The organism is Pectobacterium aroidearum (assembly GCF_041228105.1).
In the GTDB taxonomy this organism is placed as follows: Bacteria; Pseudomonadota; Gammaproteobacteria; order Enterobacterales; family Enterobacteriaceae; genus Pectobacterium; species Pectobacterium aroidearum.
The window spans coordinates 302,876-328,937 of sequence record NZ_CP166097.1; the positions used below are offsets into that span (position 1 = coordinate 302,876).

The window sequence follows — 26,062 nt, forward strand, 5'->3', positions numbered from 1 at the left end:
AAGGATGTATTGATGGATTCGTTGCAACGCCGAAATCTGATACTGCTGGCGCTCGGACAAGGGCTGACCGGCAGTATTATTTCCCTGATGACGCTATGTTCTACGCTGGTTGGCGTATCCATGACGCCTGTTCCACTGCTGACGACATTACCGATTACTGCGACGGTGTGCGGCGCGGCGCTGATGATCTACGCCGTTTCCTCATTGATGACAAAATATGGCAGACGTAATGCGTTCATCATCGGCACGCTGCTGGGTCTGGCGGGGGCGCTTCTGGCGGCGCTGGCGATTGTGCTGCACAGCTTCTTCCTCTTTGTGTTCTCGACGTTTGTTCTGGGGATGTCCTGTGCCTTCAATCAATATTATCGCTTCGCTGCGGCTGAAATCTTTACTGATAATCAGCAGAAAAATCGTGCCATTTCCTGGGTGATCAGCGGCGGCATTCTGGGGGGCTTCCTCGGCCCATTTGCGGCGAGCCAATCATCTCAGCTCTGGGCGCCATACCCGTTTTTTGGCAGTTTTATCGCGGCGGCGTTCATCTGCGTTATCACGTTATTGCTGCTGCTTGGCCTTAAACTGCCTCCGATGTCCGATGTCCGATGTCCGATGTCCGATGTCCGATGTCCGTTGCCACGGCCAACGCTCAGCGTAGTGAACCGCTATCGTCCATCCTGAAAAGTCGGGCATTTGTCTTGGGAACGGCGAGCTGTTCCGTCGGATTTGTGGTGATGACGTTATTAATGAATTCAGTGCCGCTGGCGATGCATCAGCACCACTTTTCCGTCAGCCATAGCGCGACGGTGTTGCAATGGCATTTTGTGTCCATGTATGCGCCAGCGCTGCTGTTAGTGATGCTGGCGCAACGGCTGACGCCGATTCAGGTTGTGGCGATTGGCATGGCGTGTAACGTGGTGGGCGTGGCGGTTGCGCTGAGTGGTTTGACGTTCTGGCACTTTCTCTTTGCGCTGGCGCTGTTCGGCATCGGGTGGGCGTTTATGTTTAACGGCGGGACATTTATGCTCAACGCGTTTACCCATTCGGTGCATAAATTCCGTTTGCAGGGCATTAATTCGCTGATGATTTACGTCCCTAATGCGTTGGCTTCGCTGTCCGCTGGCAGCCTGATGGCGCTGACCAGCGGCTGGCCGCTGGTGAATATGGTCGGTATCGGCATGCTGTTGTTGCTGGTACTGGCACTGTTATTACTGGGACGGCGCTGAGGTACGGTGCGCCGCGATGCCATGGGGCATGTGATAATTACTCGAAGCGAACGGTTTCCCCAGCCTGAGCCGAACAGGCGGATGACAGCAGCGCGATAAAGTCTTCACCGCTGCGATCGCATATCCAGCGTGTTTCCTGACGATTGAAGTGGTAACCGCCTGCTTTGGTCGCCAGCCAGATTTGGTGCAACGGTTCCTGCCGATTAATCACGATTTTGCTGCCGTTTTCAAAACTCAGCGTCATCACGCCGCCGTTGGTTTCGTAATCAATGTCGGCATCCCCCTCAAACCGATCCAGCGTTTCTTCCAACTGAAGCATGAGTTCGTCGGCTAATTGGTGGAACTCGCTATCGTTCATTTTCGATTCCTATTGATTTTCATGATCCACCTGCGATTATAGAGAGCATACGAGTATTAATGACAGGTCTTAACGTGATGAAGAACGTATTTCGCCAGTTTTTTCTGGTGTTAGCAGTAGTGAGTTTATTCGGTTGTGGCCTGAAAGGTCCGCTGTATATGCCTGCCGATGGCAAATCCGGTGCGTCAACGACTCAGCAAAATGAGAGCCAGCCGCCGCAAAAGAAAGCGTCAATGCATCCTTAATGTGTGACGACAAGAATATATAACAGGTCACGTAGATGTTTATCGCGCCCGGTTAAGCAAGCGGGGGAGTCAGGATAATGCAGTTCGCTAAGATGCACGGATTAGGCAACGATTTCATGGTTGTTGATGCCGTTACGCAAAACGTTTATTTTTCACCCGAATTGATTCGCCGTTTGGCGGATCGGCACTGTGGTGTGGGGTTTGACCAACTGCTGGTCGTTGAGCCGCCCTACGATCCTGAACTGGATTTTCATTATCGTATTTTTAACGCGGATGGCAGTGAAGTGGCACAGTGCGGTAACGGTGCGCGCTGCTTTGCTCGTTTTGTTCGCCTGAAAGGGCTGACCAACAAGCGTGATATCGCCGTCAGTACGCAGACGGGCCGGATGGTGCTGTCTGTGACGGATGATGAACTGGTGCGCGTCAACATGGGCGAACCGAATTTCGAGCCGCAACAGGTGCCTTTTCGCGCGGTCAAAGCAGAGAAAACCTACATCATGCGTGCCGACGAACACACAGTACTTTGCGGCGTGGTGTCGATGGGTAACCCGCACTGTGTGATTCAGGTTGAGGATGTGGACACGGCGAAAGTGGAAACTCTGGGGCCGCTGTTGGAAAGCCACGAGCGTTTTCCCGAGCGAGCCAACATTGGTTTTATGCAGGTTGTCGACAGCCACACTGTCCGCCTGCGGGTATACGAGCGCGGTGCGGGAGAAACGCAGGCGTGTGGTAGCGGCGCGTGTGCCGCTGTGGCGGTAGGGATCCAGCAGGGACTATTGTCCGCGAACGTTCGCGTGTCTCTGCCGGGAGGGGATTTGGATATCCAGTGGGATGGGCCAGGACATCCGTTATTCATGACCGGGCCTGCAACGCATGTCTACGATGGATTTATTCATTTATGAAGAATGTCGAGGAACAGGCAGAGCGCGAGATCGCACTCAGTGACGAGATGGTTTTGCAGTTCCTGCAACAGAATCCCGATTTTTTTATCCGCAATGCGCGTCCCGTCGAGCAGATGCGCATTCCTCACCCCGTCAGGGGAACCGTGTCGCTGGTAGAATGGCAACTGGCGCGTCAGCGTAACCACATTACTCAGCTTGAGGAAGAGATCACGCTGTTGATGGAACAGGCGGGGGCGAATGAAGCGTTGTTCAATCGCCTGCTTGGGTTACAGACTGAATTGGCATCGGCGGATAGCCTGACGGACATGTTGGATCGGTTGCAGCGCTGGGCGCGTCAGCTTGGTCTGGCGGGGGCGACGGTTCGTCTGTTCAGCGATAAATGGCGCATTGGCGCGCCGTCTGGTTTTACCCACCTCGGGCTAAACCGCACCACGTTTGAGCCGCTGCGCATTCAGCGTTTCGGGCAAAGTAACCACTATCTTGGCAGCCTGAACGGGCCGGAACTGCTGCTCCTGCTGCCGCAGGCCAGGCAGGTTGGGTCGGTTGCGCTGTCGTTGATGGGCAATAATCACGATTTGGGCGTGCTGATTTTCAGTAGCCGTGACACCCATCATTATCAGGATGGCATGGGGACCGTACTGCTTCAGCAAATGGCCATGATGCTGCCGGCGATGCTGGCGCGCTGGGTTGAGCGGGTATGAGTCGACAGCCTGCGTCGCCGGAGGCCCCTTCTTCTTCGCTCTTACAAGCCGATGTTGATGCTTTCCTGCGCTATCTGAAAGTGGAGCGTCAGCTTAGTCCGCTCACGCAGACCAGCTATTTGCGCCAATTGTCCGCGGTTATCACGATACTCTCCGCGGCGAGTGTGGTTGACTGGCGTAAGCTGGACGCCGCTGGCGTACGTTCCGTGGTGTCCCGCAGCAAGCGTGATGGGCTGCATTCAGGCAGTTTGGCACTGCGCCTATCGGCATTACGCAGCTTTCTCGACTGGATGGTGTCACGCGGTGTGCTGACGGCGAACCCGGCGAAAGGAATATCCACGCCGAGAGCCGGGCGTCCATTACCCAAGAATATGGATGTGGATGAGATGGATCGTCTGCTGGATATCGATCTGGACGATCCCCTCGCGGTGCGCGACCGCACGATGCTGGAAGTGATGTACGGTGCGGGGCTGCGTCTGGCGGAACTGGTCGGTATGGACTGTCAGCATATCGATCTGGCAAGCGGTGAAGTTTGGGTCATGGGGAAAGGCAGTAAAGAGCGCAAATTGCCGATAGGAAAAACGGCGGTAACCTGGCTGGAACGCTGGCTGGCGTTGCGTGAACTGTTTGGCCCACAGGATGATGCCGTGTTTATCTCCAATCAGGGGCGACGCATCTCGATGCGTAACGTACAGAAGCGTTTTGCCGAGTGGGGGATTAAGCAGGGTGTGAATAGCCATGTTCATCCGCACAAGCTGCGCCACTCTTTTGCGACGCACATGCTGGAATCCAGCGGGGATTTACGGGCGGTACAAGAGCTGCTGGGCCACGCTAATCTGTCCACGACACAGATCTATACCCATCTTGATTTTCAACATTTAGCCTCCGTGTACGATGCTGCGCATCCACGCGCCAAACGAGGGAAACCCTGATGCATTTTTACCGATCTCTTGGCCCGATCCGTGCGATCACGTTCGATCTGGATGACACGCTGTACGACAATGCGGACGTCATCCGGCGCACAGGACAAGAGTCAATTCGCTTCCTACAAGAATACCATCCTGCACTTCGTGACTTTCAGGCGGATGATTTCCAAAACTTACGCCAGATCTTGCTTGAGCGTGAACCTGATATCTATCACGACGTCACTGAATGGCGTCGCCGTGCGGCTGAGCTGGCAATGTTAGAACGTGGGCTGAGTACGGCAGAAGCTAAAGAGGGTGCCAAGGCGGCAATGGAAAATTTTGCCAACTGGCGTAGTCAAATAACGATTACGGAAGAGACGCACCAGACGTTGGCAGCGTTAGCCGAGAAAGTGCCGCTGGCCGCCATCACCAACGGTAATGCTGAGCCGCACCGCTTTGGCCTTGAGCGCTATTTTTCATTTATTCTGCGCGCTGGCCCGCACGGTCGCGCCAAACCGTTTGATGACATGTACCATCTGGCAGCGGAAAAGCTCAATCTGCCTTTGCATGAGATCCTACATGTGGGTGACGATCTTACGACCGATGTCGCGGGGTCGATCCGCTGCGGCATGCAGGCCTGCTGGATTAACTTGCGTGAAGGCAGCCTAACGCAGATTGGGGATGCCCGACTGCTGCCGCATATTGAAATTTCGCGGTTGGCATCGCTGTCGGCGTTGTTATAATCACTGCATTAATCTGTATAAATCACCAGTGGAAATGCCCTTGTCGATGCGGCGTTTCCCTCACCGGATAACCCGTACCTATGGACGTTTCTGATCTGCTCGATGGCCTCAACGACAAACAGCGTGACGCGGTAGCCGCGCCGCGCAGCAATTTATTGGTGCTGGCGGGGGCAGGCAGCGGCAAAACGCGGGTACTGGTTCATCGTATTGCCTGGCTCTTGTCCGTGGAAAACTGTTCGCCGTACTCCATCATGGCGGTGACGTTTACCAACAAAGCGGCGGCGGAGATGCGCCATCGTATCGATCACCTGATCGGCACCAGTCAGGGCGGTATGTGGATTGGCACTTTTCACGGGCTGGCACACCGTCTGCTGCGTGCGCACCATATGGATGCCAATCTGCCGCAGGATTTCCAGATTCTGGACAGCGAAGATCAACTGCGTCTGCTGAAGCGTCTGATTCGGGCGCTGAATCTGGACGAGAAACAGTGGCCGCCGCGTCAGGCGATGTGGTTCATCAACGGGAAGAAAGATGAGGGGCTGCGCCCGCAGCACATTGAAAGCTACGGCAACCCTATCGAGCAAACGTGGCAGCGCGTGTATCAGGCCTATCAGGAAGCGTGCGATCGTGCCGGGCTGGTGGATTTTGCCGAATTGCTGCTGCGTGCGCACGAACTGTGGTTGAACAAGCCGCATGTGCTGAACCACTATCGCGAACGTTTCACCAATATTCTGGTGGACGAATTTCAGGATACCAACCGCATTCAGTACGCCTGGATCCGTATGTTGGCGGGCGACAGCGCCAAAGTGATGATCGTCGGGGATGACGATCAGTCGATTTACGGCTGGCGCGGCGCGCAGGTCGAGAATATTCAGCTGTTCCTAAAAGATTTTGCCGGCGCAGAAACGATCCGTCTGGAGCAGAACTACCGCTCGACCAGCAACATCCTGAAAGCGGCGAATGCGCTGATCGCGCATAACGGCGGGCGACTCGGAAAAAACCTGTGGACCGATGGCGTAGAGGGCGAGCCTATCTCGCTGTATTGCGCGTTCAACGAATTGGATGAAGCGCGCTACGTCGTCAACCGGATTAAAACCTGGCAGGAAAATGGCGGTGCGCTGAAAGATAACGCCATTCTGTATCGGAGCAACGCCCAGTCGCGCGTGCTGGAAGAGGCGCTGTTGCAGCAGAGTATGCCGTACCGCATTTACGGCGGCATGCGCTTCTTTGAGCGTCAGGAAATTAAAGACGCGCTGTCTTATCTGCGCCTCATCGCCAATCGTAACGACGATGCGGCGTTCGAGCGCGTGGTGAATACGCCGACGCGCGGAATCGGCGATCGCACATTGGATGTCGTGCGTCAGACGTCGCGCGATCGTCAGTTGACGCTGTGGCAAGCCACGCGGGCGCTGTTGCAGGAGAAAGTGCTGGCGGGACGCGCGGCGGCATCGCTACAGCGCTTTATTGAATTGATCGATGCGCTGGCCTATGAAACGTCGGAACTGCCGCTGCATGTGCAAACCGACCGGGTCATTAAAGATTCCGGCCTGTGGAGCATGTACGAACAGGAAAAAGGCGAAAAAGGGCAGGCGCGGGTAGAAAACCTCGAGGAACTGGTGACGGCGACGCGCCAGTTCAGCTATCAGGAAGAAGATCAGGATCTGATGCCGCTTCAGGCTTTCCTGTCGCATGCCGCGCTGGAAGCGGGGGAAGGTCAGGCGGATGCCAATCAGGATGCGGTACAGCTCATGACGCTGCACTCGGCGAAAGGGCTGGAGTTCCCGCAGGTGTTTATCGTCGGCATGGAAGAAGGCATGTTCCCCAGCCAGATGTCGCTGGATGAAGGTGGGCGTCTGGAAGAAGAGCGTCGTCTGGCCTATGTCGGCGTGACGCGTGCGATGGAAAAGCTGACGATAACCTACGCCGAATCCCGCCGTTTATACGGCAAAGAAGCTTATCACCGACCGTCACGATTCGTCGGTGAACTGCCTGAAGAGTGTGTTGAAGAAGTGCGGTTACGCGCCAGCGTCTCCCGTCCGGTCAATCACCAGCGTCTTGGCACACCGATCACGCAAAATGACAGCGGCTATAAATTGGGGCAGCGGGTTCGCCATGCAAAATTTGGTGAAGGCACGATCGTGAATCTGGAAGGCAGCGGCGATCACGCTCGGCTTCAGGTCGCGTTTCAAGGACAGGGCATTAAATGGCTGGTTGCCGCCTATGCCCGGCTGGAAACGGTGTGATCGTCACGATGTGGCTTGAAGTATGACGGGGTTATATAACTTATAAAAATCCTGTATTAACCTTTATCGTCATTTTCGACAATGCTAGGTGGCCTGCCGCGTATCCATGGATGTGTGGTATCACAATAAAAAAGGAGCATGCCCATGACGCTAGACCAGATTATTGCCGAGTTGCAGAAGAAAAAATGGGTCGATCTTACGCATACGATTACGGAGTCGATTCCTATTTTTGGCGCGTTTGAAGGCGTGTTGCAGCGTAAGACCTTATTCAACGTTGAAGATCATGGCTTTTATGCGCAGGCCGTGACGTTTGCGACACAAACGGGGACGCATATTGACGCGCCGGGGCATTTTGTCGCGGGTAAACGTTATCTGGATCGCATTGATAATAAAGAGCTGTTGCTGCCGCTGGTGGTGCTCCACAAACAAGACGCCGTTGCGAACGATCACGATTACCGCCTGTCGGTTGATGACATTCTGGTGTTTGAACGTGAACACGGGGAAATCCCGTCAGGCAGCTTTGTCGCGTTTGCCAGCGGCTGGAGCACGCGCTGGCCTGATATTGACGCCTTCGCCAATAAAGATGAGCAGGGTAACAGCCATACGCCGGGCTGGTCGCTCGAGGCGCTGACCTTCCTGTTTGAAGAGCGCGGTATTAGCGCGGTTGGGCATGAAACGCTGGATACCGATTCCGCCGTTGATTTCCGTCGCAACAACGGGTTGATTGGCGAGTTCTTCGTGCTGAATCAGAATGCCTGGCAGGTTGAGGTGCTGAACAATTTGCATCAGCTGCCGCCTACCGGCGCTTATATCCACGTCAGCTACCCTAATTTCGCCGGTGCGCCCGGCTTCCCCGTCCGTGCCATCGCCTACCTGCCGGACAATGCCTAATCGATAAACGCGGTTCCTTTTTGCTTTAAGGGACTGCGTTTCTTACCGATTGCAGCGCCGAATTTATTGGAAAATCTCATTCGTTTGGTCAATATTTTACAGCGTGTTTCAGCCGAGGTTTTAAAGTTGAAGTCTTTTTCATCTCGGCGTAACATGCGCGCATCATTATTCTCGGAGGACTAACGCCTTGGACACACCCAGTCGATACTGGCTCACTAACCTGTTCATTAGGTACAACTTCTAAGGCTATCTTCCTCTGCTGATAGCCTTCGTGGTTGTCAGCGACGCTGTTTTTGTCGCTACGAGTCAGATCCGTCGAACGGACTGAAACCTGCTGGTGACACCTCACCTTTGTTTCTGTGCTTCAATCGCGTTGTCCATCTCTGCTACTGAAAGGGGAGCTATGGCCCATGCTGAGCGCATTTAAACTGGATAATTGCCGTTTATCTCGTCTGGAACTGGATGACTCCGATGATCTCACCACGTCAGTTTGGGTCGATTTGATCGAGCCGGAAGACGATGAGCGTGAAAAAGTACAAAACGAACTGGGACAAAGTCTGGCAACCCGTCCAGAACTGGAAGATATCGAAGCGTCGGCACGTTTTTTTGAAGATGAAGATGGCTTGCATATTCACTCCTTTTTCTTTTTTGAAGATGCTGAGGATCACGCTGGTAACTCCACGGTGGCGTTTACCATCCGTGATGGCCGCCTGTACACCCTGCGCGAGCGTGAATTGCCTGCGTTCCGCCTGTATCGCATGCGCGCCCGCAACCAAACGCTGGTGGACGGCAATGCTTATGAACTGTTGCTCGACCTCTTTGAGACGAAAATTGAGCAACTGGCGGACGAAATCGAGAACATCTACAGCGATCTGGAATCACTAAGCCGCATCATAATGGAAGGGCGGCAGGGTGAAGAGTACGACGATGCGTTGTCTACGCTGGCGGAACTGGAAGACGTGGGCTGGAAAGTGCGTCTGTGCCTGATGGATACCCAACGCGCGTTGAATTTTCTGGTGCGTAAAGCCCGCTTGCCATCCGGCCAACTGGAGCAGGCGCGCGAAATTTTACGCGATATCGAATCTCTGCTGCCGCATAACGAATCCCTGTTCCAGAAAGTTAACTTCCTGATGCAGGCGGCGATGGGCTTCATCAACATCGAGCAGAGCCGGATTATCAAGATCTTCTCGGTGGTATCCGTGGTGTTCCTGCCGCCGACGCTGGTGGCATCCAGCTACGGGATGAACTTTGAGTTTATGCCGGAGCTGAGATGGTCGTTTGGCTATCCGGGGGCGATTGTGCTGATGATCCTCGCCGGACTGGCGCCGTACCTCTACTTTAAACGTAAAAACTGGCTCTAAGTTTTTACCGATACGCCTGATGGAAATTAACCATCAGGCGTATCAACATTCCTTCCTCCATTCATCGTTCTCCGACTCACTCTTCCTGTTTATTCTCCCGCGCCCGTTCATTTTCCGGCCATCTTGTTTAGAATGGCGGACAGTCTTTCTATTCTTACTTTCCACTCTTACTTTCTATTACTAAAAACAGGTCGTGTGCATGAAAGGGATGTCTCCTTGGATGCAGTGGGGAATATTGCTGTCGGTTTCGTTATCACTGGGGTTTGGACTACAGGTTTACCACGTTCCCGCCGCGCTGTTGCTGGGGCCGATGATGGTCGGTGTCGTCATGGGCTTGAACGGCGCGACGATTCGCATCCCACCCGTCTGCTTTGCTGGCAGCAATGCCGTACTGGGCTGTCTGGTAGCACAAAGCCTGTCTTTTTCTATCCTGACTCCTTTGCTGAATGAATGGCCGCTGGTGCTGTTCATTTTGTTGGCGACACTGGCGGCCAGCGGGTTATCTGGCTGGTTACTGGTCAAATTTAGCGAGCTTCCCGGAACGACCGGAACCTGGGGCGCATCGCCGGGCGGGGCGTCTGCCATGGTTGCCATGTCTGGAGAGTTCGGCGCGGACGTGCGACTGGTTGCCTTCATGCAATATTTACGCGTGTTGATGGTGACTGCTTCGGCAGCGTTCGTGGCACGTCTGAGCTTAGGCGATGAAGCGGCAGAAAACAGTGCGATGCTGGTGTGGTTCCCTTCGTTGGACTGGCGTTTTCTGGCGACGCTCGGCGTGGCATTTGGTAGCGCATGGTTAGCAAGACGCATGCGTATTCCATCCGGGGCGCTGCTGGGGCCGATGATTATTGGTTCGATGCTGCATGCCAGCGGCACCTTGCACTTGCAAACCCCGGAGTGGCTGCTGGCGTTGGCCTATGCCGTGATTGGCTGGAGCGTGGGTTTATGTTTCACCCGCCCTATCTTTCTACTGGCAATACGCACGCTGCCGCACATGATGGCGTCGATCGTCGGATTGATGCTGCTCTGTGGCGGGATGGCGTGGATGGTGACGAAAATGATGCCGGTGGATATGCTGACCGCTTTTCTGGCGACCAGCCCCGGCGGGCTGGATTCGATTGCAATTATTGCCGCAGGCAGTCGGGTCGATATGGCGTTTGTCATTGCCATGCAGACGCTGCGGCTGTTTTCGACGCTAGTATTCAGCCCGATCTTATCGCGCTTTATTTCCCGTCGTGTTGAGGCTGGGAAGGTGTAGCGGGCGTGCGCCGTAGCTTACGCTGTGTATAAAGTGCATCCAGAATGAACAGCCCCAGAGCCCCCCAGATGAAGGCAAACGTGACCAGTTTGTCGCTGCTGAATGTTTCACCGTAGAACACCACCGCCAACAGGAACATGATGGTCGGGCCGAGATACTGGAAAAAGCCGAGCGTTGACAGACGCAGACGCATGGCCGCCGCGGTGAAGAATAGCAGCGGCACCGTGGTGACGATACCCGCCGAGAGCAGCAGCAGGTTTAGCGACCAGGGATTGGCTGTCAGATGGCTGCTTGGCGTATCGGCAATAAAAAACAGATAAATGACCGCCACTGGCAGCAGCCACAGCGTTTCGATCAGCATGCCAGTTTGCCCGTCGATACCAATCTTCTTACGCAGCAGGCCGTATAACGCGAAGCTGAATGCCAGACCCAGAGCGATCACTGGCAGCGATCCGAATGTCCACAGTTGAACCAGTACGCCTGTCACCGCGAGCAGCACGGCCAGCCATTGCAGACGGCGGAAGCGCTCTCCAAGGAAGATCATGCCCAACATGACGTTGACCAGCGGGTTAATAAAATATCCCAGACTGGCTTCCAGCATGTGATGGTTGTTGACCGCCCAGATGTACAACAGCCAGTTTCCGCCGATAAGCACCGCCGTTAATGCCAGCAGAAACAGATGCTTGACGTTGCGGCAGGCATAGCTCACCTGACGCCATTTACGGCCGATGGTCAGCAGGATGAGCATAAAGAAGAATGACCAGATAATACGGTGCGTCAGTATTTCATTGGGTGGAACGTGCTCAAGCAGCTTGAAATAAACGGGAGCAATTCCCCAAATAAAATACGCACCGAGGGCGAAAAATATCCCCTCACGGGTTTGTTGCGCGTTCATGGGTGACTCGATAAGGACGGCGGGAAAACGCTAAGTCTACCCAAAACTGTGAGTGCTTTCACGTAAAGTGTTAATGGCCATGTTGCCTGACAATCCTGTTTGCCCACGAGAAAGGCTACCCGACAATATAGGTTGCGGTCGCGCTGGCCAAATGTGAACCCTGTTCGTTATGCAATTCGGCACGGGCGACGGCGATTTTATTGCCGCCGCGCAGCAGCGTGCTGGTTATCGTGAAGTGTTCCCCATAGCCCGGACGCAGATAATCTACCCGCATATCAATGGTTCCCATGCGGGCGAGTCGGTGATGAAATTCCTGATCGCTGATCGTCTCATGACGCAGCAGCGTGTTGCCGACGCATACCAATCCGGCAGCAACGTCCAGCCCGGCGGCAATCACGCCGCCATGCAGAATCTTTTGTGCCGCATTGCCGATGAGCTTCTCTTGCCGGGCGAACGTCAGGACGGCCTTATCAGCTTCAAATTGCTGTAGCTCAAGGCCTAGCTCAATGTTGAATGGCATTTTGTAAATGAAAATCTCGCCAACGAGCTGGCGCACGGTATCTCTGGTTAATGTCGTTCCCTGAAATGAGGGGTGGTCAGCCATCGTTGTTTCCCGTCCGAGCAATAAGAGGCATGCATTAAATGTAGGTGATTTGATGCGATAAGGTTATGCAAGTGTTTATTTTATGCATTGATTTTGTTTCTTGCCAGAAAAGGCTGAGAAACGGGGGAACGGTAATTCAAACGTCGCGGAACTGTGTAGAATGGCGGGCTTGAATGGGGAAGGGGAAGGCTTATCGCTATTTAGATAAAAGAGTTTATTTAGATAAAAGATTTTATTTGGATAAAAAGAATGCCGGAGAAAAAACATGTCGGAGAAAATGAATGCATAAAATAGTACTCGTACTGGCAGCATTACTGATGGCACAGGCTCATGCTGAAACAACAACAAACGTAAACGCGCCAGCGCCAAATCAACCGGTGGTACGTGGCAGCATTATCGCCAGTCTGTTACAAGAGCACGATACCCCGTTTGTCCTCTATCCTTATGAAAGTAACTACTTGCTGTACACCTATACCAGCAACATCAATAAAACGGCGATCCAGAGCTATAACTGGGGCGATGAAGCACGTAAAGATGAAGTGCATTACCAGTTGAGCCTGGGATTCCCGATCTGGCGTGGCATTCTGGGTGATAACTCGCTGCTGGGGGCTTCCTATACGCAGCGCTCATGGTGGCAGCTGTCGAATAAGAGCGAGTCTTCTCCATTCCGTGAAACGGATTATGAACCTCAGGTCTTTTTGGGCTGGGCAACGAACACCACCCTCGCGGGCTGGACGCTGCGGGATGTGGAAGTGGGCTTTAATCACCAATCTAACGGCCGTTCCGAACCCACGTCACGCAGTTGGAACCGCGCCTATGCCCGTCTGATGGCACAGAACGGTAACTGGCAGGTTGATGTGAAACCGTGGATTCGTTTCTCTGATAGCCAGGACGATAACCCGGACATCACCAAATACATGGGTCATTACCGCTTACGCGTTGGCTATGTGTGGGGCGACAGCGTGTTTAGCGCGGAAGGGCGTTATAACTGGAACAGCGGCTACGGCGGTGGTGAACTGGGCTGGAGCTACCCGCTGACGCGTCATGTTCGCTTTTATACCAAGGTCTTTAGCGGTTACGGTGAATCACTGATTGACTACAACCACCGTCAGACTCGCTTCGGCGTTGGGGTGACGCTGAACGACATGTTCTAACGACGGTTATTTTAGCGATTGCCGTTTTGACTACTGCCTTCGTTAACGACAGTCTTTGTTAACCCGTGTCGTTTTACCAAACTAACCATTGCAGTTTTACCAAACGGCGCTGAAAATAGCGCCTGTTTGATTTCATTGAATTGGGGAAGGCGGTGTCTACGGCGGAAGTATTGAATAAGGAAGCGCTGGCGGTTCAGGTTCTGCGGGACACGTTCGGCTACCAGCAATTCCGACCGGGTCAGCAGGAAATTATCAGCGCGACGCTCAGTGGGCAGGATTGTCTGGTAATCATGCCGACAGGCGGCGGCAAGTCGCTGTGCTATCAAATCCCTGCACTGGTGATGGACGGGCTGACGCTGGTGGTGTCCCCGCTGATTTCACTGATGAAAGATCAGGTCGATCAGCTTCAGGCCTACGGCGTGTCGGCGGCCTGCCTGAATTCGACGCAAACGCGTGAACAGCAGCTTGAGGTGATGGCGGGTTGCCGTACCGGCCAGATCAAATTGCTGTATATTGCGCCGGAACGTCTGACGACAGACAGCTTCCTCGATCATCTCGCCCACTGGCAGATCGCCCTGATCGCGGTGGATGAAGCGCACTGCATTTCCCAATGGGGACACGATTTCCGCCCTGAATACCGCGCGCTGGGGCAGATTAAACAGCGTTTTCCGCATCTTCCTTTCATTGCTTTGACGGCCACCGCTGACGAAACCACGCGCAACGATATCGTTCGCCTGCTGGATCTTCAGTCGCCGCTCATTCAGATCAACAGTTTTGACCGCCCGAATATTCGCTACACGCTGGTAGAGAAATTCAAACCGCTCGATCAGCTCTGGATGTTCGTGCAGGGACAGCGGGGAAAAAGCGGCATCATCTACTGCAATAGCCGCTCCCGCGTGGAAGACATTTGTGCGCGTTTGCAGGCGCGCGGGCTGAGCGCAGGGGCTTATCACGCTGGTCTGGATAACGAGCGGCGTGCGCAGGTGCAGGAAGCGTTTCTACGTGACGATCTTCAGGTGGTAGTCGCGACCGTCGCATTTGGTATGGGCATCAACAAACCTAACGTGCGGTTTGTGGTGCACTTTGATATTCCGCGCAACATCGAATCCTACTATCAGGAAACGGGGCGTGCCGGACGTGACGGCCTCGCTGCTGAAGCTGCGCTGTTCTACGATCCGGCGGATATGGCGTGGCTGCGCCGCTGCCTGGAAGAAAAAACCGCCGGGCCACAGTTGGATATCGAGCGCCATAAGCTCAATGCGATGGGGGCATTTGCCGAAGCGCAGACCTGCCGTCGTCTGGTGCTGCTGAACTATTTCGGTGAAGGGCGCCAACAACCTTGCGGTAACTGCGATGTTTGTCTCGATCCGCCGAAGCGTTACGACGGGCTGGTTGAGGCGCAAAAGGCGCTGTCCTGCGTGTATCGCGTCGGTCAGCGCTTTGGTTTAGGGTATATCGTCGAGGTGTTGCGCGGCGCAAATAACCAGCGTATCCGGGACTTCGGCCATGACAAGCTGCCGGTTTACGGCATCGGCAAGGATAAATCGCAGGAGCATTGGGTCAGCGTGCTGCGCCAGCTGATTCATCTGGGCTTGCTGAACCAGAACATCACGATGCATTCCGCCGTACAGCTTACCGAATCGGCACGTCCGGTATTGCGGGGAGAAGTGCCGCTACAGTTGGCTGTGCCGCGAGTGATTAACCTGAAGCCTCGCGCGAATCAGAAATCTTATGGCGGAAATTACGACCGTAAGCTGTTCGCCAAATTGCGCAAATTGCGTAAATCCATTGCGGATGAAGACAATATTCCGCCTTACGTGGTGTTCAGCGATGCGACGCTGCTGGAGATGGCGGAACTGATGCCGATCACCGCGGGTGAATTGCTGAATATCAACGGGGTCGGTCACCGTAAGCTTGAACGCTTTGGTGCGCCCTTCATGAACATGATTCGCGATCATGTCGATAATGATGACGAGTAACGCTCGCCTTATCTGATTGCATTTAAAAAAACAGGAAAACCAAGATGCTGATGCTATTTCTGACGGTGGCGCTGGTGCATTTCATTGCGCTGATGAGCCCAGGGCCGGATTTCTTTTTTGTTTCACAAACCGCGGCCAGCCGTTCCCGCCGTGAAGCGATGATGGGTGTGCTGGGTATTTCTCTGGGCGTGGTGGTCTGGGCGGCTATCGCGCTGCTGGGGCTGCATCTGCTGTTGCAAAAAATGGCCTGGCTGCATACCGCCATTACCGTCGGCGGCGGGCTGTATCTGTGCTGGATGGGTTGGCAGATGCTGCGCTCCGCACGGCGTAAAGCACAGTTGGAAACCACGCAGGAAACGGCGGTGGTCTTGCCTCAGCGCGGTAAAACCTTTATGCGTGGGCTATTGACGAATCTGGCTAACCCGAAGGCGCTGATCTATTTCGGCAGCGTGTTCTCGCTGTTTGTTGGCGATAGCGTCGGCAGCGGCGCCCGCTGGGGGTTGTTTGCGCTGATCTCGATTGAAACGCTGATCTGGTTCAGTCTGGTTGCGATGGTTTTCGCCTTGCCGGCAATGCGTCGCGGCTATCAGCGTCTGGCGAAATGGGTGGATGGCGTAGCGGGCGTGCTATTTACCGGTTTTGGCCTGCACCTGATTTTCTCTCGCTAACATTTCCCCAGAGCGTTTCTGGTGGAGAACAACAGCGCGCCGTAAGTCGATACGGCGCACTGTCTTCATCAGGCTTTTCTCGCGGTGGCAAGTAACGCGCCAACCAGCACGAACAGTGAACCGAATATCCGGTTGAGTGTCTTCATCTGCCGTGGGCCTTTCAGCCACCCGGCGATCCGCGTGGCCAGCGTGGCATAGCCAATCATCACGATAATATCGACCACAACGGTGGTGACGCCCAATACCAGATACTGAGCGGCCTGCGGCTGGTGGGGGATAATGAACTGTGGGAACAGCGCCGCCAGAAAAACGATGCTTTTCGGGTTGGTCAGATTCACCAGCACCGCACGTTTAAAGAGTCTACGACGCGGCATCGCGCTGGCGATCGCCTGAAGGTCCAGTGCGCCTGCGGCACGCCACTGCTGAATCCCCAGCCAAATCAGATAAGCCGCGCCCAGCCATTTCAGCATATCGAAAGCCAGTACCGACTGGTTAAGCAGCGCGCCTAGCCCGATGCCGACCAGCACGATATGAATCGCCAGCCCGACCTGCAAACCACAGATCGAGGCCGCCGCGCCGCGATAGCCGTGACTAATGCCGGTGCTCATGGTGTTGATGGCGCCCGAGCCGGGCGACAGGCTGAGAATAAGCGTTGTGAGTAAATAGGTTAACCACCAGTCCAATGTCATGAAGCATACCCCTGAATCACGTTCTGTATTACGAGAGTCTGTTTGTTTTTTATGTCACAATACGCTGGTGCTCTACCGCTTGTCATGTTCTTCCGCTAGCTTTAGTTTTCCCGCGTCACCGGAGAGGTGTGATGGTTCAACGCCACAATACGTTGTTTACGTCGGAACGGTTAACGCCTGAGGGGTTAACCTTGAACCTGCTAACGCGAGAAGCGCAGTTTGCCGCTTTTGCTACCGGAGAATTACTGGATTTTTGGCGTCAGCGCGAAGAGGGCGAATTCTCTGGCGTTGATGACGTCCCTATCCGGTTTGTTCGTTTTACCGCGCCACAGCACGACAAGATTGTCGTTGTCTTTTCAGGCCGCATCGAAAGCTACGTCAAATATAGCGAAGTGGCGTATGACCTTTTTCATAGCGGCTATGATGTACTCATCATGGATCACCGTGGGCAAGGGCGATCGGGTCGCGTGTTGCAAGACGGCCACCGTGGACACGTTGTGCGTTTCAGTGATTATGTCGATGACGCCGAAACGCTGTGTCAGCAGCACATAGGGCCTAAGCACTATATCCGCCGGTTTGCGTTAGCGCATTCAATGGGAGGCGCGATTCTGGCACAACTGCTGATTCGCCAGCCTGAGACGTTTGATGCCGTTGCGCTGTGCGCGCCGATGTTTGGCATTCGTTTGCCGCTTCCTCATTGTGTTGCCGGATGGATTGTCGATTGGGCAGAGCGTCGTCCGGCGATACGTGATTATTACGCTATCGGCACCGGACAGTGGCGTCCGTTGCCTTATCGAATGAATGTGCTGACGCACAGCCGTGAACGCTACCAGCGCAGCATTCGATTTTATGCAGACTCGCCGGATTTGCGCGTAGGCGGCCCCACTTATCATTGGGTGCGTGAAGCGATACAGGCAGGGAAACAGCTACAGGCACAGGCCAGCGCCGTCACTACGCCGCTGCTGCTGTTGCAGGCGGGAGAGGAACGCGTGGTGGATAACCGCAGCCAAAATGCGTTTTGTCAGGCACTGGCGCAGAGCGGTAACGCCAATGCGAACGGCGTTCTACAGGTTATCCCCGGTGCGCGGCATGAAATTCTATTTGAAACGGATAACCTCCGCGCTCAGGCATTTGCGCTGATTCTGGCGCACTTTGCGCGTTATCATTAATTTTTGCGGCGTGTGCCGCTACAACACACCAGAAGTGAGATCTCATCGTTATGTACCATGTCGTTGCTTCCGATTTAGATGGCACACTGCTGTCACCTGACCACTCGCTGTCCCCGTATGCGAAAGAAACCCTCAGGCTGCTGACGGAAAAAGGGATTCACTTTGTGTTCGCGACCGGACGGCACCACATGGACGTCGCGCAGATTCGCGATAATCTCGGCATCAGCGCGTTTATGATTACCTCGAATGGCGCGCGAGTGCACAACTCGCAGGGCGAGCTGATTTTTAGCCACAATCTGGATCAGGATATCGCCCGCGACCTTTACAGCGTCGTGCACAATAACCCCGATATGCTGACGCACGTTTATCGCGATGATGAGTGGTTTATGAACCGTCCGCGTGCGGAAGAAGAACGTTTCTTCAAAGAGTCGATCTTTAAATACAAGTTGTTCGAGCCTGCGCTGCTGGAAACCGATGGCGTCAGCAAGGTGTTCTTTACCTGCGATTCCCATGAACAGCTGCTGCCGTTGGAAGAAGCGATCAATGCGCGCTGGAGCGACCGCGTTAACGTGAGCTTTTCGACGCTCACCTGTCTGGAAGTGATGGCAGGCGGCGTATCTAAAGGCCATGCGCTGGAGCAGGTGGCGAAGATCATCGGCTTCTCGCTCAAAGAGTGCGTAGCGTTTGGCGATGGTATGAACGACTACGAAATGCTGTCGATGGCAGGTAAAGGCTGCGTCATGCAGAACGCGCACCAGCGCCTGAAAGATTTACTGCCGGATCGCGAAGTGATTGGTTCTAACGCAGACAGCGCGGTGCCGAATTACCTGCGGGAACTGTTTCTGAAGTAAGCCGTATATTCTCGAACCGACGCCCCATCGGGCACGTACTGCCCGATGGGAATGCTGAACTTCAGCGCGGTTTTTTCAGAAAATCGACCGCTTTGTCGGGGAAATCGGTGAACAGCCCGTCAACATCCGCCTGATAGTAGAGAATATCGTAAAGCCGATCGATATCCTTGGCGTACGCTGGTAGCCTGTCAGCCCTTGCCGTGAACGGGTGTACCTGAAGTTTATGCTGGTGGGCTTCCTTCACCATGCCGGTAAAGGTGATGTTGTCAGGCGTCGAACCTTTCTGGACGAGCATGTGGTAGTCCGGCCCGATACCATCGGCATAGGTTGCAATCTGCTGCATGGCGCCGGGCTTTTGCATCCAGTCGTAGTTGTAATTCGCCCACGTCCCATCGGCCTGTTTCTCGTAGGTTTCATGCCAGTCGGTATAGGCAATCAGTTGAATCAGGTTTAGGTCCATCTTCATCTGCGGTTGCAATTCGGTTTTGATGCGTTTTAGCTCTGCAACATCAAACGATTGCAGGAAAACCTTATCGCTTTTTTTCGTATAGCCATACTGCTTCAACACGGCCAGCGTTTCGCGGGCAATATCTTTCCCTTCCTGATGGTGAAACCACGGCGCTTTGATTTCGGGGTAGAGCCCGATGTTCTTGCCCGTTGAGTGGTTTAGACCCTGAATAAATTCAATCTCTTCCTGAAAGGTATGAATGCGGAAGTCGGATTTCCACATCGGGAAGCGGTTCGGGTAGCTCTGTACCTGCTTGCCGTCTTTGATGTCGAATCCTTCGGTGAATTTCAGCGACTTGATCTCTTGTAGCGTGAAGTCGATGGCGTAAAAGTGTCCATCTTTACGGGCGCGTTGCGGAAAACGTTCTGCCACATCGGTCACGCGATCCAGATAGTGGTCATGCAGGACAATGAGTGCGTTATCTTTGGTGAGCACCAGATCCTGCTCCAGATAATCGGCACCCTGAGCGTAGGCCATTGCCTTGGCTGGAAGCGTATGCTCGGGCAGATAGCCGCTGGCGCCGCGGTGGGCAATGACGATTTTGTCGGTTGATGAAGCGGAGTCACTTGCGTGACTGGAAGCACTAAGGGAAACGGAGAGTGCGAGGGCGGAGAGTAGGGATGTTACGGTAACGTTCATGCGATCAAACCTCTTTCTGTTGAGAGAAAGGCGGCGTCATCATGACGCCGCCAGAGGGATGCTTACAAGAGCGGGTTAAGCGCGGCTGGCTAACTCTGCTTTATGTTTTTTCTCATTCAGCATAACAACAATCAGCAGAAGTACCGCCAGAATGCTGCCGCCGATCATCACCATGAAGCCGCCGTCCCAACCGAAGAAGTCAACGGTGTAGCCGACGATGGCGCTAGCGGCAACGGAGCCACCGAGGTAGCCGAACAGGCCGGTGAAGCCCGCTGCTGTACCTGCTGCTTTCTTCGGTGCCAGCTCCAGTGCGTGCAGACCAATCAGCATCACCGGGCCGTAAATCAGGAAGCCGATGACGATCATACAGGCCATATCCACACCCGGATTACCGGCTGGGTTCATCCAGTACACGATGGTCGCTATCGTCACCAGCGTCATAAAGAACACGCCCGTTGCGCCACGGTTGCCTTTGAACACTTTATCGGACATCCAGCCGCACAGCAGCGTACCCGGAATACCTGCGTATTCGTACAGGAAGTAGGCCCAGGACGATTTATCCAGTGCGAAGTGTTTCACTTCTTTCAGATAAGTCGGTGACCAGTCGAGGATGCCGTAACGCAGCAGGTAAACGAAGACGTTGGCGATAGCGATGTACCACAGCAGTTTGTTCGGGAAAACGTACTGCATGAAAATCTGCTTAGCCGTCAGTTCTTCTTCGTCTTTTTCATTGTAGTCAACCGGATAGTCGTTTTTGTACTCTTCAATCGGTGGTAAACCACAGGATTGCGGTGTGTCACGCATCAGTGCAAACGCAATCAGAGCAACCAGAATCGCGGCGAAGGCCGGCATATAAAGTGCGGCTTTCCAGTCGTTAAACCAGGCCATACCCAGCAGGAACAGCAGAGGCGGAAGCCCGCCGCCGACGTTGTGAGCACAGTTCCATACGGATACGATGCCGCCACGCTCTTTCTGCGACCACCAGTGAACCATGGTGCGTCCACACGGTGGCCATCCCATTCCCTGGAACCAGCCACACAGGAACAGCAGGACGAACATAATCGCGATGCTTGATGTTGCCCACGGCACGAAGCCCATGAACAGCATCACGGCGGCTGCCAGAATCAGACCGGCAGGCAGGAAAACCCGTGGGTTGGAACGGTCAGATACCGAACCCATGATGAATTTGGAAAAGCCGTAGGCGATAGAGATACCGGATAGCGCAAAGCCAAGGTCACCGCGCGAGAAGCCCTGTTCAATCAGGTAAGGCATTGCCAGTGTGAAGTTTTTGCGTACCAGATAGTAGGCGGCGTAGCCAAAAAAGATCCCCATGAAAATCTGCCAGCGCAGACGGCGATAGAGGGGATCGACACGATCCTGCGACACGCGTGGCTGGTGGGCGGCGGGCCTAAAAATACTCAGCATAGATATCTCCAATGCGAAAAAAAACGATAGCTTTTTTGTTCTATTACGAACGTTATTGTAAGGGGCTAGCGTGCAAATGAGTGTGATTCATGACGCTAATGTTACACTTTTATGAAACTGTGACGATTTTTGCGCTCATGTTAACAGAATCGGAAAATTCCACAGTGTGGTTTTAGTGATGTAAATCACACTTATTGTTTTTAAATGCCCCTTTATTTTCGTTTAGTGTTTGTTTTTGCTCTTTATCAAACATTAACCCTCCTTTTTGTGTCCCAATAGCAACATATACCATCCGCCCGGAGCGAGAATATGATGCAAAATACTGGGAACTGGCGTGAAACTGACGTGGTTGTCATCGGCGGAGGTGCGACGGGAGCAGGTACGGCACGGGATTGCGCCCTGCGTGGGCTGCGCTGCCTGTTGCTTGAACGTTATGATATTGCGACCGGGGCAACCGGGCGTAATCACGGCCTATTACACAGCGGTGCCCGCTATGCGGTTACCGATGGCGAGTCTGCCCGCGAATGTATTGAAGAGAATCAGATTCTCCGGCGGATTGCCCGCCACTGTATTGAACCGACCGACGGCCTGTTTATTACCTTGCCGGAAGACGATCTTGGTTGGCAGGCACAGTTTATTGCTTCCTGCCAGCAGGCGGGGATTCGTGCTCAAGCGATGGACCCGCGGGAAGCGCTGCGGCTGGAACCCGCGGCTAATCCGGCGCTGATTGGCGCGGTACGCGTGCCGGATGGTTCTGTCGATCCCTTTCGCCTGACCGCAGCCAACATGATCGATGCCTGCGAGCACGGCGCGGAAGTCTTGACCTATCACGAGGTTATCGGGCTGATTCGTCAGGGCGATCGGGTTACTGGTGTGCGCGTTTTCGACCATAAAAAAGGTGTAGAAACAGAAATATACGCGCAGGTGGTGGTTAACGCAGGGGGAATCTGGGGGCAACACATTGCGGAATATGCCGATCTGCGCGTGCGCATGTTCCCGGCGAAAGGCGCGCTGCTGATTCTTGGACACCGCATCAACAACATGGTGATCAATCGCTGCCGTAAACCCGCAGATGCCGACATTCTGGTGCCGGGCGATACCATTTCGCTGATTGGCACGACCTCAACTCACATCGACTACGACCAAATCGACAATATGCTGGTGACACCTGCCGAAGTGGAAACGCTGATGCGCGAGGGATCTATGCTGGCGCCGTCTCTGGCGAGCACGCGAATTTTGCGCGCCTATGCCGGCGTCCGACCTCTGGTTGCCAACGACAGTGACCCCAGCGGGCGTAGCGTAAGCCGCGGCATTGTGTTGCTCGACCATGCCAGCCGCGACGGGCTGGAAGGGTTTATTACCATCACCGGCGGCAAGCTGATGACCTACCGTCTGATGGCGGAGTGGGTGACGGACGCTATCTGCAAAAAGCTGGGCCATGACGTGGCCTGCTCGACGGCACAGACGCCGCTGCCCGGTTCTGAGTCGCTGGATGAGGTGAAAACCGCCCCTCACGCCCTGTCAGCTTATCCTGCGGCAAAACCGCTCTCCGCGCCGCTGCGCGGCTCGGCAATTTATCGCCACGGTGAACGTGCTGGAAGAATGCTGTCCGGTGAACGTCTTGATCGCAGTCTGGTGTGCGAATGTGAGGCCGTGACGGCGGGAGAAGTACGCTACGCCGTGGAATCATTGCAGGTGAATAACCTGATTGACCTGCGTCGCCGTACTCGCGTTGGCATGGGCACCTGTCAGGGTGAACTGTGCGCCTGTCGTGCAGCGGGCCTGCTGTGCCGGCTGGGCACCGCGACGCCGGAGCAGTCGCTCACGCAGCTCAGCCAGTTTTTGAACGAACGCTGGAAAGGGATTCGCCCAGTCGCGTGGGGCAATGCCCTGCGTGAAAGCGAGTTTACCAGTTGGATTTATCAGGGATTGTGCGGCCTGACGGCCAGCGACAGCCAGGAGGATCGTCATGCGCTATGACGTTGTGATTATCGGCGGAGGACTGGCGGGGCTGACCTGCGGTATTCGTCTGGCGGAGCAGGGGAAACGCTGCGCAATTGTCAGCGCCGGGCAGAATGCGCTGCATTTTTCTTCCGGTGCGTTGGATTTACTCTCCCATCTCCCTGACGGACAGCCTGTGAGCCAGCCGCTTGAGGCGTTGGATGAGCTGGCGCGTCAAGCTCCTCACCACCCTTATTCGCGCATGGGGGCGGCGGCGGTTGCCGCACTGTTGCCACAGGTCGAAGCATTGCTGGAGCGCAGCACTATCTCCCTGTTGGGCAGCTATCAGCAGAATCACTGGCGTATGACGCCGTTAGGTAAGTTTCGCGCATGCTGGCTGAGCCCGGTTGATGGCGTAACGCGTGGCCTGCCGGATTCCGATTTTGGCGATAACCCGCTCATTGCTGGTATCGAAGGTTTTCTGGATTTTCAGTCCCGAATTGTTGCCGGTACGCTTCAGGCGCAGGGGATCGCGGCGCGCAGTGATGACCTCAAGCTGCCGGTGCTGGATCGGTTACGCCAAAACCCCAGTGAATTCCGTGCGGTAAATATCGCCCGCGTGCTCGATCGACCAGAAAACCGTGCAGCGCTGGTGGAGGAACTGTCGCTTCTGGCCAACGGTAACGATGCCATCATCATGCCTGGCTGTCTGGGGTTGGATAGTCCCGAAGTGGTGGGTGAACTCGCTGAGGCGCTAGGTAAACCGATATCGCTGTTGCCGACCTTACCACCGTCAGTTCTCGGATTGCGCTTGCATCAGGCGCTGTCGCAGCGCTTTCGTCAGTTGGGTGGCATGGTAATGCCGGGCGACCGCGCGGTGCGTGCAGCGCTGTCGGCGCAGGAGATTGCCGTTCATAGCCACCATCACCGTGATATTCCGCTACGGGCGAAGTACGCGGTGCTGGCGAGCGGCAGCTTCTTCAGTAACGGGCTGGTGACGCAGTTCGATCGGGTGACAGAGCCAGTCTTTGGGCTGGATGTTCGGTTTGCGGAGCAGCGCGAAGGCTGGAGCCAGCAGGACGTGTTTGCGCCGCAGCCCTATATGCAGTTTGGGGCGATCGTTGATGAACATCTCCATCCGCGTATTGGGGGCGAAACGATCGGCAATCTGTACGCCATCGGCGCAGTGCTGGAAGGCTTCGACCCGATTGCGCAGGGATGTGGCGCCGGGGTGTCCTTGCTTAGCGCACTGCATGTTGCCGAACAGATTTTGAAGGAGGGCAACCCATGAGCCTGCTTAGCGATAACAGTTTTGAAGATTGTATCAAGTGTACGGTCTGTACCACGTACTGCCCGGTATCGCGCGTGAACCCGCTTTATCCCGGCCCGAAACAGGCTGGACCGGACGGCGAACGCCTGCGGCGTAAAGATCCGGCACTGTACGATGACGCGTTGAAATACTGCACCAACTGTAAACGCTGTGAAGTCGCATGCCCGTCGGATGTCAAAATTGGCGACATTATTCAGCGTGCGAAAGCGACGCACAGCAATCACAAGCCGACGTTGCGCGATGCGATTCTGAGCCATACCGATTTTATGGGGTCAATTGCCACACCGTTTGCGCCGCTGGTCAACACGGCTACCAGCCTGAAGCCCGTGCGCCAACTGCTGGATAAGGCGTTGAAAATCGACCATCGTCGTCAGTTGCCGAAATACTCGTTCGGCACCTTCCGGCGCTGGTATCGTCAGCAGGCGGCAAAGCAGCAGGCCTATGATGAGCAGGTCGCTTATTTCCACGGTTGCTATGTCAACTACAACCATCCACAGCTGGGTAAAGATCTGGTTCAGGTCTTTAACGCGATGGGCATTGGCGTCCAGTTGCTGAATAAAGAGAAATGCTGCGGCGTACCGCTGATCGCCAATGGTTTTCACGACAAGGCCAGAAAGCAGGCGCACGCTAATATCAAATCGCTGGATGAGGCGATCAATCAGAAATCTCTGCCGGTGGTCGCGACGTCATCCAGCTGTACGTTCACGCTGCGTGATGAATATCCGCATCTGCTGGGTGTGGATAACGGCCACGTGCGCGATGGCGTCGAACTGGTGACGCGCCAGCTCTATCGCCTGTTGGAAGAAGAAGGGCGAACGTTGCCGCTGCGTAAATTGCCACTGCGGGTGGCGTATCACACGCCCTGCCATCTGGAGAGGATGGGCTGGACGGCGTATACTCTGGCGCTGCTGCAACGCATCCCCGGTCTTGAACTGGTGATGCTGGATTCCCAGTGCTGCGGTATTGCTGGCACCTATGGTTTCAAGAAAGAGAATTACACCACGTCGCAAGGCATTGGCGCACCGTTGTTCCAGCAGATTGAAGAGAGCGGCGTCGATATCGTGGTAACGGACTGCGAAACCTGTAAATGGCAGATTGAGATGTCGACCAGCAAACGGTGTGAACACCCCATCACGCTGCTGGCGAGGTCATTAGCGCAGCCAGAGTAAGAAGCAGAGGGCGAAAAATGGGCCGTGACGCAGCTCGTATTGAGAATAAGAATTTATCGCAAAAAGCACTTTACAACTGCGAATGATAATGATTATTATTGCTGTGCGTTCCGGGGAACGGTGTCATGTGCCTGTGTTAATGGTGTTTATGACGAGCCGGTTTCTCTGTGAAGGCACGACATTGCTCACATTGCTTCCAGTATTATTTAGCCAG

Annotated in this window: 26 protein-coding genes; 20 read left to right on the forward strand and 6 right to left on the reverse strand. The window is 54.7% G+C overall.

Features of this window, described 5'->3' with window-relative positions:
• Positions 1-12 precede the first annotated feature (12 nt).
• Positions 13-675: an MFS transporter gene (locus tag AB8809_RS01310; RefSeq protein WP_349856658.1), complete on the forward strand. Its 663-nt coding sequence runs from the start codon at positions 13-15 to the stop codon at positions 673-675.
• Positions 621-1,220: a hypothetical protein gene (locus AB8809_RS01315; RefSeq protein ID WP_349856657.1), complete on the forward strand. Its 600-nt coding sequence runs from the start codon at positions 621-623 to the stop codon at positions 1,218-1,220. The genes AB8809_RS01310 and AB8809_RS01315 overlap by 55 nt, the downstream gene beginning before the upstream one ends.
• A gap of 37 nt (positions 1,221-1,257) precedes the next feature.
• On the opposite strand, the gene cyaY is transcribed toward AB8809_RS01315, so the two are convergent.
• Positions 1,258-1,578 (reverse strand): iron donor protein CyaY, encoded by a 321-nt coding sequence (gene cyaY, locus AB8809_RS01320; RefSeq protein ID WP_180779357.1) that lies wholly within the window; start codon positions 1,576-1,578, stop codon positions 1,258-1,260.
• A 59-nt stretch (positions 1,579-1,637) separates the two neighbouring features.
• Between cyaY and AB8809_RS01325 the strand changes: the two genes are divergently transcribed.
• The 10 genes from AB8809_RS01325 to AB8809_RS01370 all read left to right on the forward strand — a co-directional run bounded on the left by AB8809_RS01325 (position 1,638) and on the right by AB8809_RS01370 (position 10,827).
• Positions 1,638-1,823, forward strand: a complete 186-nt coding sequence (locus tag AB8809_RS01325; protein WP_015842071.1) for a lipoprotein — start codon at positions 1,638-1,640, stop codon at positions 1,821-1,823.
• 77 nt (positions 1,824-1,900) lie between these two features.
• Positions 1,901-2,725: a diaminopimelate epimerase gene (dapF, locus tag AB8809_RS01330; protein ID WP_015842070.1), complete on the forward strand. Its 825-nt coding sequence runs from the start codon at positions 1,901-1,903 to the stop codon at positions 2,723-2,725.
• Positions 2,722-3,426 carry a DUF484 domain-containing protein gene (locus AB8809_RS01335; RefSeq protein ID WP_015842069.1) on the forward strand — a complete coding sequence of 235 codons (705 nt, stop codon included), beginning with the start codon at positions 2,722-2,724 and terminating at the stop codon, positions 3,424-3,426. The genes dapF and AB8809_RS01335 overlap by 4 nt, the downstream gene beginning before the upstream one ends.
• Complete coding sequence (gene xerC, locus AB8809_RS01340) at positions 3,423-4,358, forward strand: tyrosine recombinase XerC (protein WP_349856656.1); 936 nt, start codon at positions 3,423-3,425, stop codon at positions 4,356-4,358. Before AB8809_RS01335 ends, xerC begins: the two co-directional genes overlap by 4 nt.
• Positions 4,358-5,074, forward strand: coding sequence for a 5-amino-6-(5-phospho-D-ribitylamino)uracil phosphatase YigB (yigB, locus tag AB8809_RS01345; protein ID WP_349856655.1), 717 nt, complete (start codon positions 4,358-4,360; stop codon positions 5,072-5,074). Before xerC ends, yigB begins: the two co-directional genes overlap by 1 nt.
• Before the next feature lie 80 nt (positions 5,075-5,154).
• On the forward strand, positions 5,155-7,317 hold the full coding sequence (gene uvrD, locus AB8809_RS01350) for a DNA helicase II (RefSeq protein ID WP_015842066.1): 2,163 nt from the start codon (positions 5,155-5,157) through the stop codon (positions 7,315-7,317).
• A 144-nt stretch (positions 7,318-7,461) separates the two neighbouring features.
• Positions 7,462-8,208: a cyclase family protein gene (locus AB8809_RS01355; RefSeq protein ID WP_349856654.1), complete on the forward strand. Its 747-nt coding sequence runs from the start codon at positions 7,462-7,464 to the stop codon at positions 8,206-8,208.
• Positions 8,209-8,395: 187 nt separating this feature from the next.
• Positions 8,396-8,452 (forward strand): YsgD/CorL family protein, encoded by a 57-nt coding sequence (gene ysgD / locus AB8809_RS01360; protein ID WP_349814568.1) that lies wholly within the window; start codon positions 8,396-8,398, stop codon positions 8,450-8,452.
• Positions 8,453-8,618: 166 nt separating this feature from the next.
• Positions 8,619-9,569, forward strand: a complete 951-nt coding sequence (corA, locus tag AB8809_RS01365; protein WP_181830498.1) for a magnesium/cobalt transporter CorA — start codon at positions 8,619-8,621, stop codon at positions 9,567-9,569.
• 199 nt (positions 9,570-9,768) lie between these two features.
• The gene (locus AB8809_RS01370; protein WP_015842063.1) at positions 9,769-10,827 is read left to right on the forward strand and encodes an AbrB family transcriptional regulator; all 1,059 of its coding nucleotides are present in this window, start codon (positions 9,769-9,771) and stop codon (positions 10,825-10,827) included.
• Here the strand turns inward: AB8809_RS01370 and rarD are convergent.
• The gene (rarD, locus tag AB8809_RS01375; protein WP_015842062.1) at positions 10,793-11,722 is read right to left on the reverse strand and encodes an EamA family transporter RarD; all 930 of its coding nucleotides are present in this window, start codon (positions 11,720-11,722) and stop codon (positions 10,793-10,795) included. The two genes, AB8809_RS01370 and rarD, sit on opposite strands and share 35 nt — an antisense overlap.
• Before the next feature lie 115 nt (positions 11,723-11,837).
• On the reverse strand, positions 11,838-12,326 hold the full coding sequence (locus tag AB8809_RS01380) for a thioesterase family protein (protein ID WP_015842061.1): 489 nt from the start codon (positions 12,324-12,326) through the stop codon (positions 11,838-11,840).
• Positions 12,327-12,607: 281 nt separating this feature from the next.
• Between AB8809_RS01380 and pldA the strand changes: the two genes are divergently transcribed.
• The 3 genes from pldA to rhtC all read left to right on the forward strand — a co-directional run bounded on the left by pldA (position 12,608) and on the right by rhtC (position 16,127).
• Positions 12,608-13,480 (forward strand): phospholipase A, encoded by an 873-nt coding sequence (pldA, locus tag AB8809_RS01385; RefSeq protein WP_320702129.1) that lies wholly within the window; start codon positions 12,608-12,610, stop codon positions 13,478-13,480.
• 152 nt (positions 13,481-13,632) lie between these two features.
• A complete protein-coding gene (gene recQ / locus AB8809_RS01390; protein WP_349856653.1) occupies positions 13,633-15,459 on the forward strand; it encodes an ATP-dependent DNA helicase RecQ in 1,827 nt (608 codons plus the stop codon).
• 44 nt (positions 15,460-15,503) lie between these two features.
• On the forward strand, positions 15,504-16,127 hold the full coding sequence (gene rhtC, locus AB8809_RS01395; RefSeq protein WP_010284889.1) for a threonine export protein RhtC: 624 nt from the start codon (positions 15,504-15,506) through the stop codon (positions 16,125-16,127).
• A gap of 68 nt (positions 16,128-16,195) precedes the next feature.
• Here rhtC and rhtB read toward each other — a convergent pair whose 3' ends face one another.
• Positions 16,196-16,816 (reverse strand): homoserine/homoserine lactone efflux protein, encoded by a 621-nt coding sequence (gene rhtB, locus AB8809_RS01400; RefSeq protein ID WP_015842058.1) that lies wholly within the window; start codon positions 16,814-16,816, stop codon positions 16,196-16,198.
• A 131-nt stretch (positions 16,817-16,947) separates the two neighbouring features.
• Here rhtB and pldB point away from each other — a divergent pair, with 131 nt between their 5' ends.
• Complete coding sequence (pldB, locus tag AB8809_RS01405) at positions 16,948-17,985, forward strand: lysophospholipase L2 (protein ID WP_180779352.1); 1,038 nt, start codon at positions 16,948-16,950, stop codon at positions 17,983-17,985.
• Positions 17,986-18,035: 50 nt separating this feature from the next.
• Positions 18,036-18,836 carry a sugar/pyridoxal phosphate phosphatase YigL gene (gene yigL / locus AB8809_RS01410; protein WP_349856652.1) on the forward strand — a complete coding sequence of 267 codons (801 nt, stop codon included), beginning with the start codon at positions 18,036-18,038 and terminating at the stop codon, positions 18,834-18,836.
• Positions 18,837-18,897: 61 nt separating this feature from the next.
• Here the strand turns inward: yigL and glpQ are convergent, their stop codons facing one another.
• Positions 18,898-19,983, reverse strand: coding sequence for a glycerophosphodiester phosphodiesterase (gene glpQ, locus AB8809_RS01415; RefSeq protein WP_349856651.1), 1,086 nt, complete (start codon positions 19,981-19,983; stop codon positions 18,898-18,900).
• Positions 19,984-20,058: 75 nt separating this feature from the next.
• Positions 20,059-21,408 carry a glycerol-3-phosphate transporter gene (glpT, locus tag AB8809_RS01420; protein ID WP_349856650.1) on the reverse strand — a complete coding sequence of 450 codons (1,350 nt, stop codon included), beginning with the start codon at positions 21,406-21,408 and terminating at the stop codon, positions 20,059-20,061.
• A 309-nt stretch (positions 21,409-21,717) separates the two neighbouring features.
• Here glpT and glpA point away from each other — a divergent pair, with 309 nt between their 5' ends.
• The 3 genes from glpA to glpC are packed head-to-tail and all read left to right on the forward strand — an operon-like array spanning position 21,718 to position 25,848.
• Entirely contained in the window at positions 21,718-23,388 is a 1,671-nt protein-coding gene (gene glpA, locus AB8809_RS01425) for an anaerobic glycerol-3-phosphate dehydrogenase subunit A (protein ID WP_369986970.1), read from the forward strand.
• Positions 23,378-24,640: a glycerol-3-phosphate dehydrogenase subunit GlpB gene (gene glpB, locus AB8809_RS01430; RefSeq protein WP_349856649.1), complete on the forward strand. Its 1,263-nt coding sequence runs from the start codon at positions 23,378-23,380 to the stop codon at positions 24,638-24,640. The genes glpA and glpB overlap by 11 nt, the downstream gene beginning before the upstream one ends.
• On the forward strand, positions 24,637-25,848 hold the full coding sequence (glpC, locus tag AB8809_RS01435) for an anaerobic glycerol-3-phosphate dehydrogenase subunit GlpC (protein ID WP_182100844.1): 1,212 nt from the start codon (positions 24,637-24,639) through the stop codon (positions 25,846-25,848). The genes glpB and glpC overlap by 4 nt, the downstream gene beginning before the upstream one ends.
• Positions 25,849-26,062: the final 214 nt, after the last annotated feature.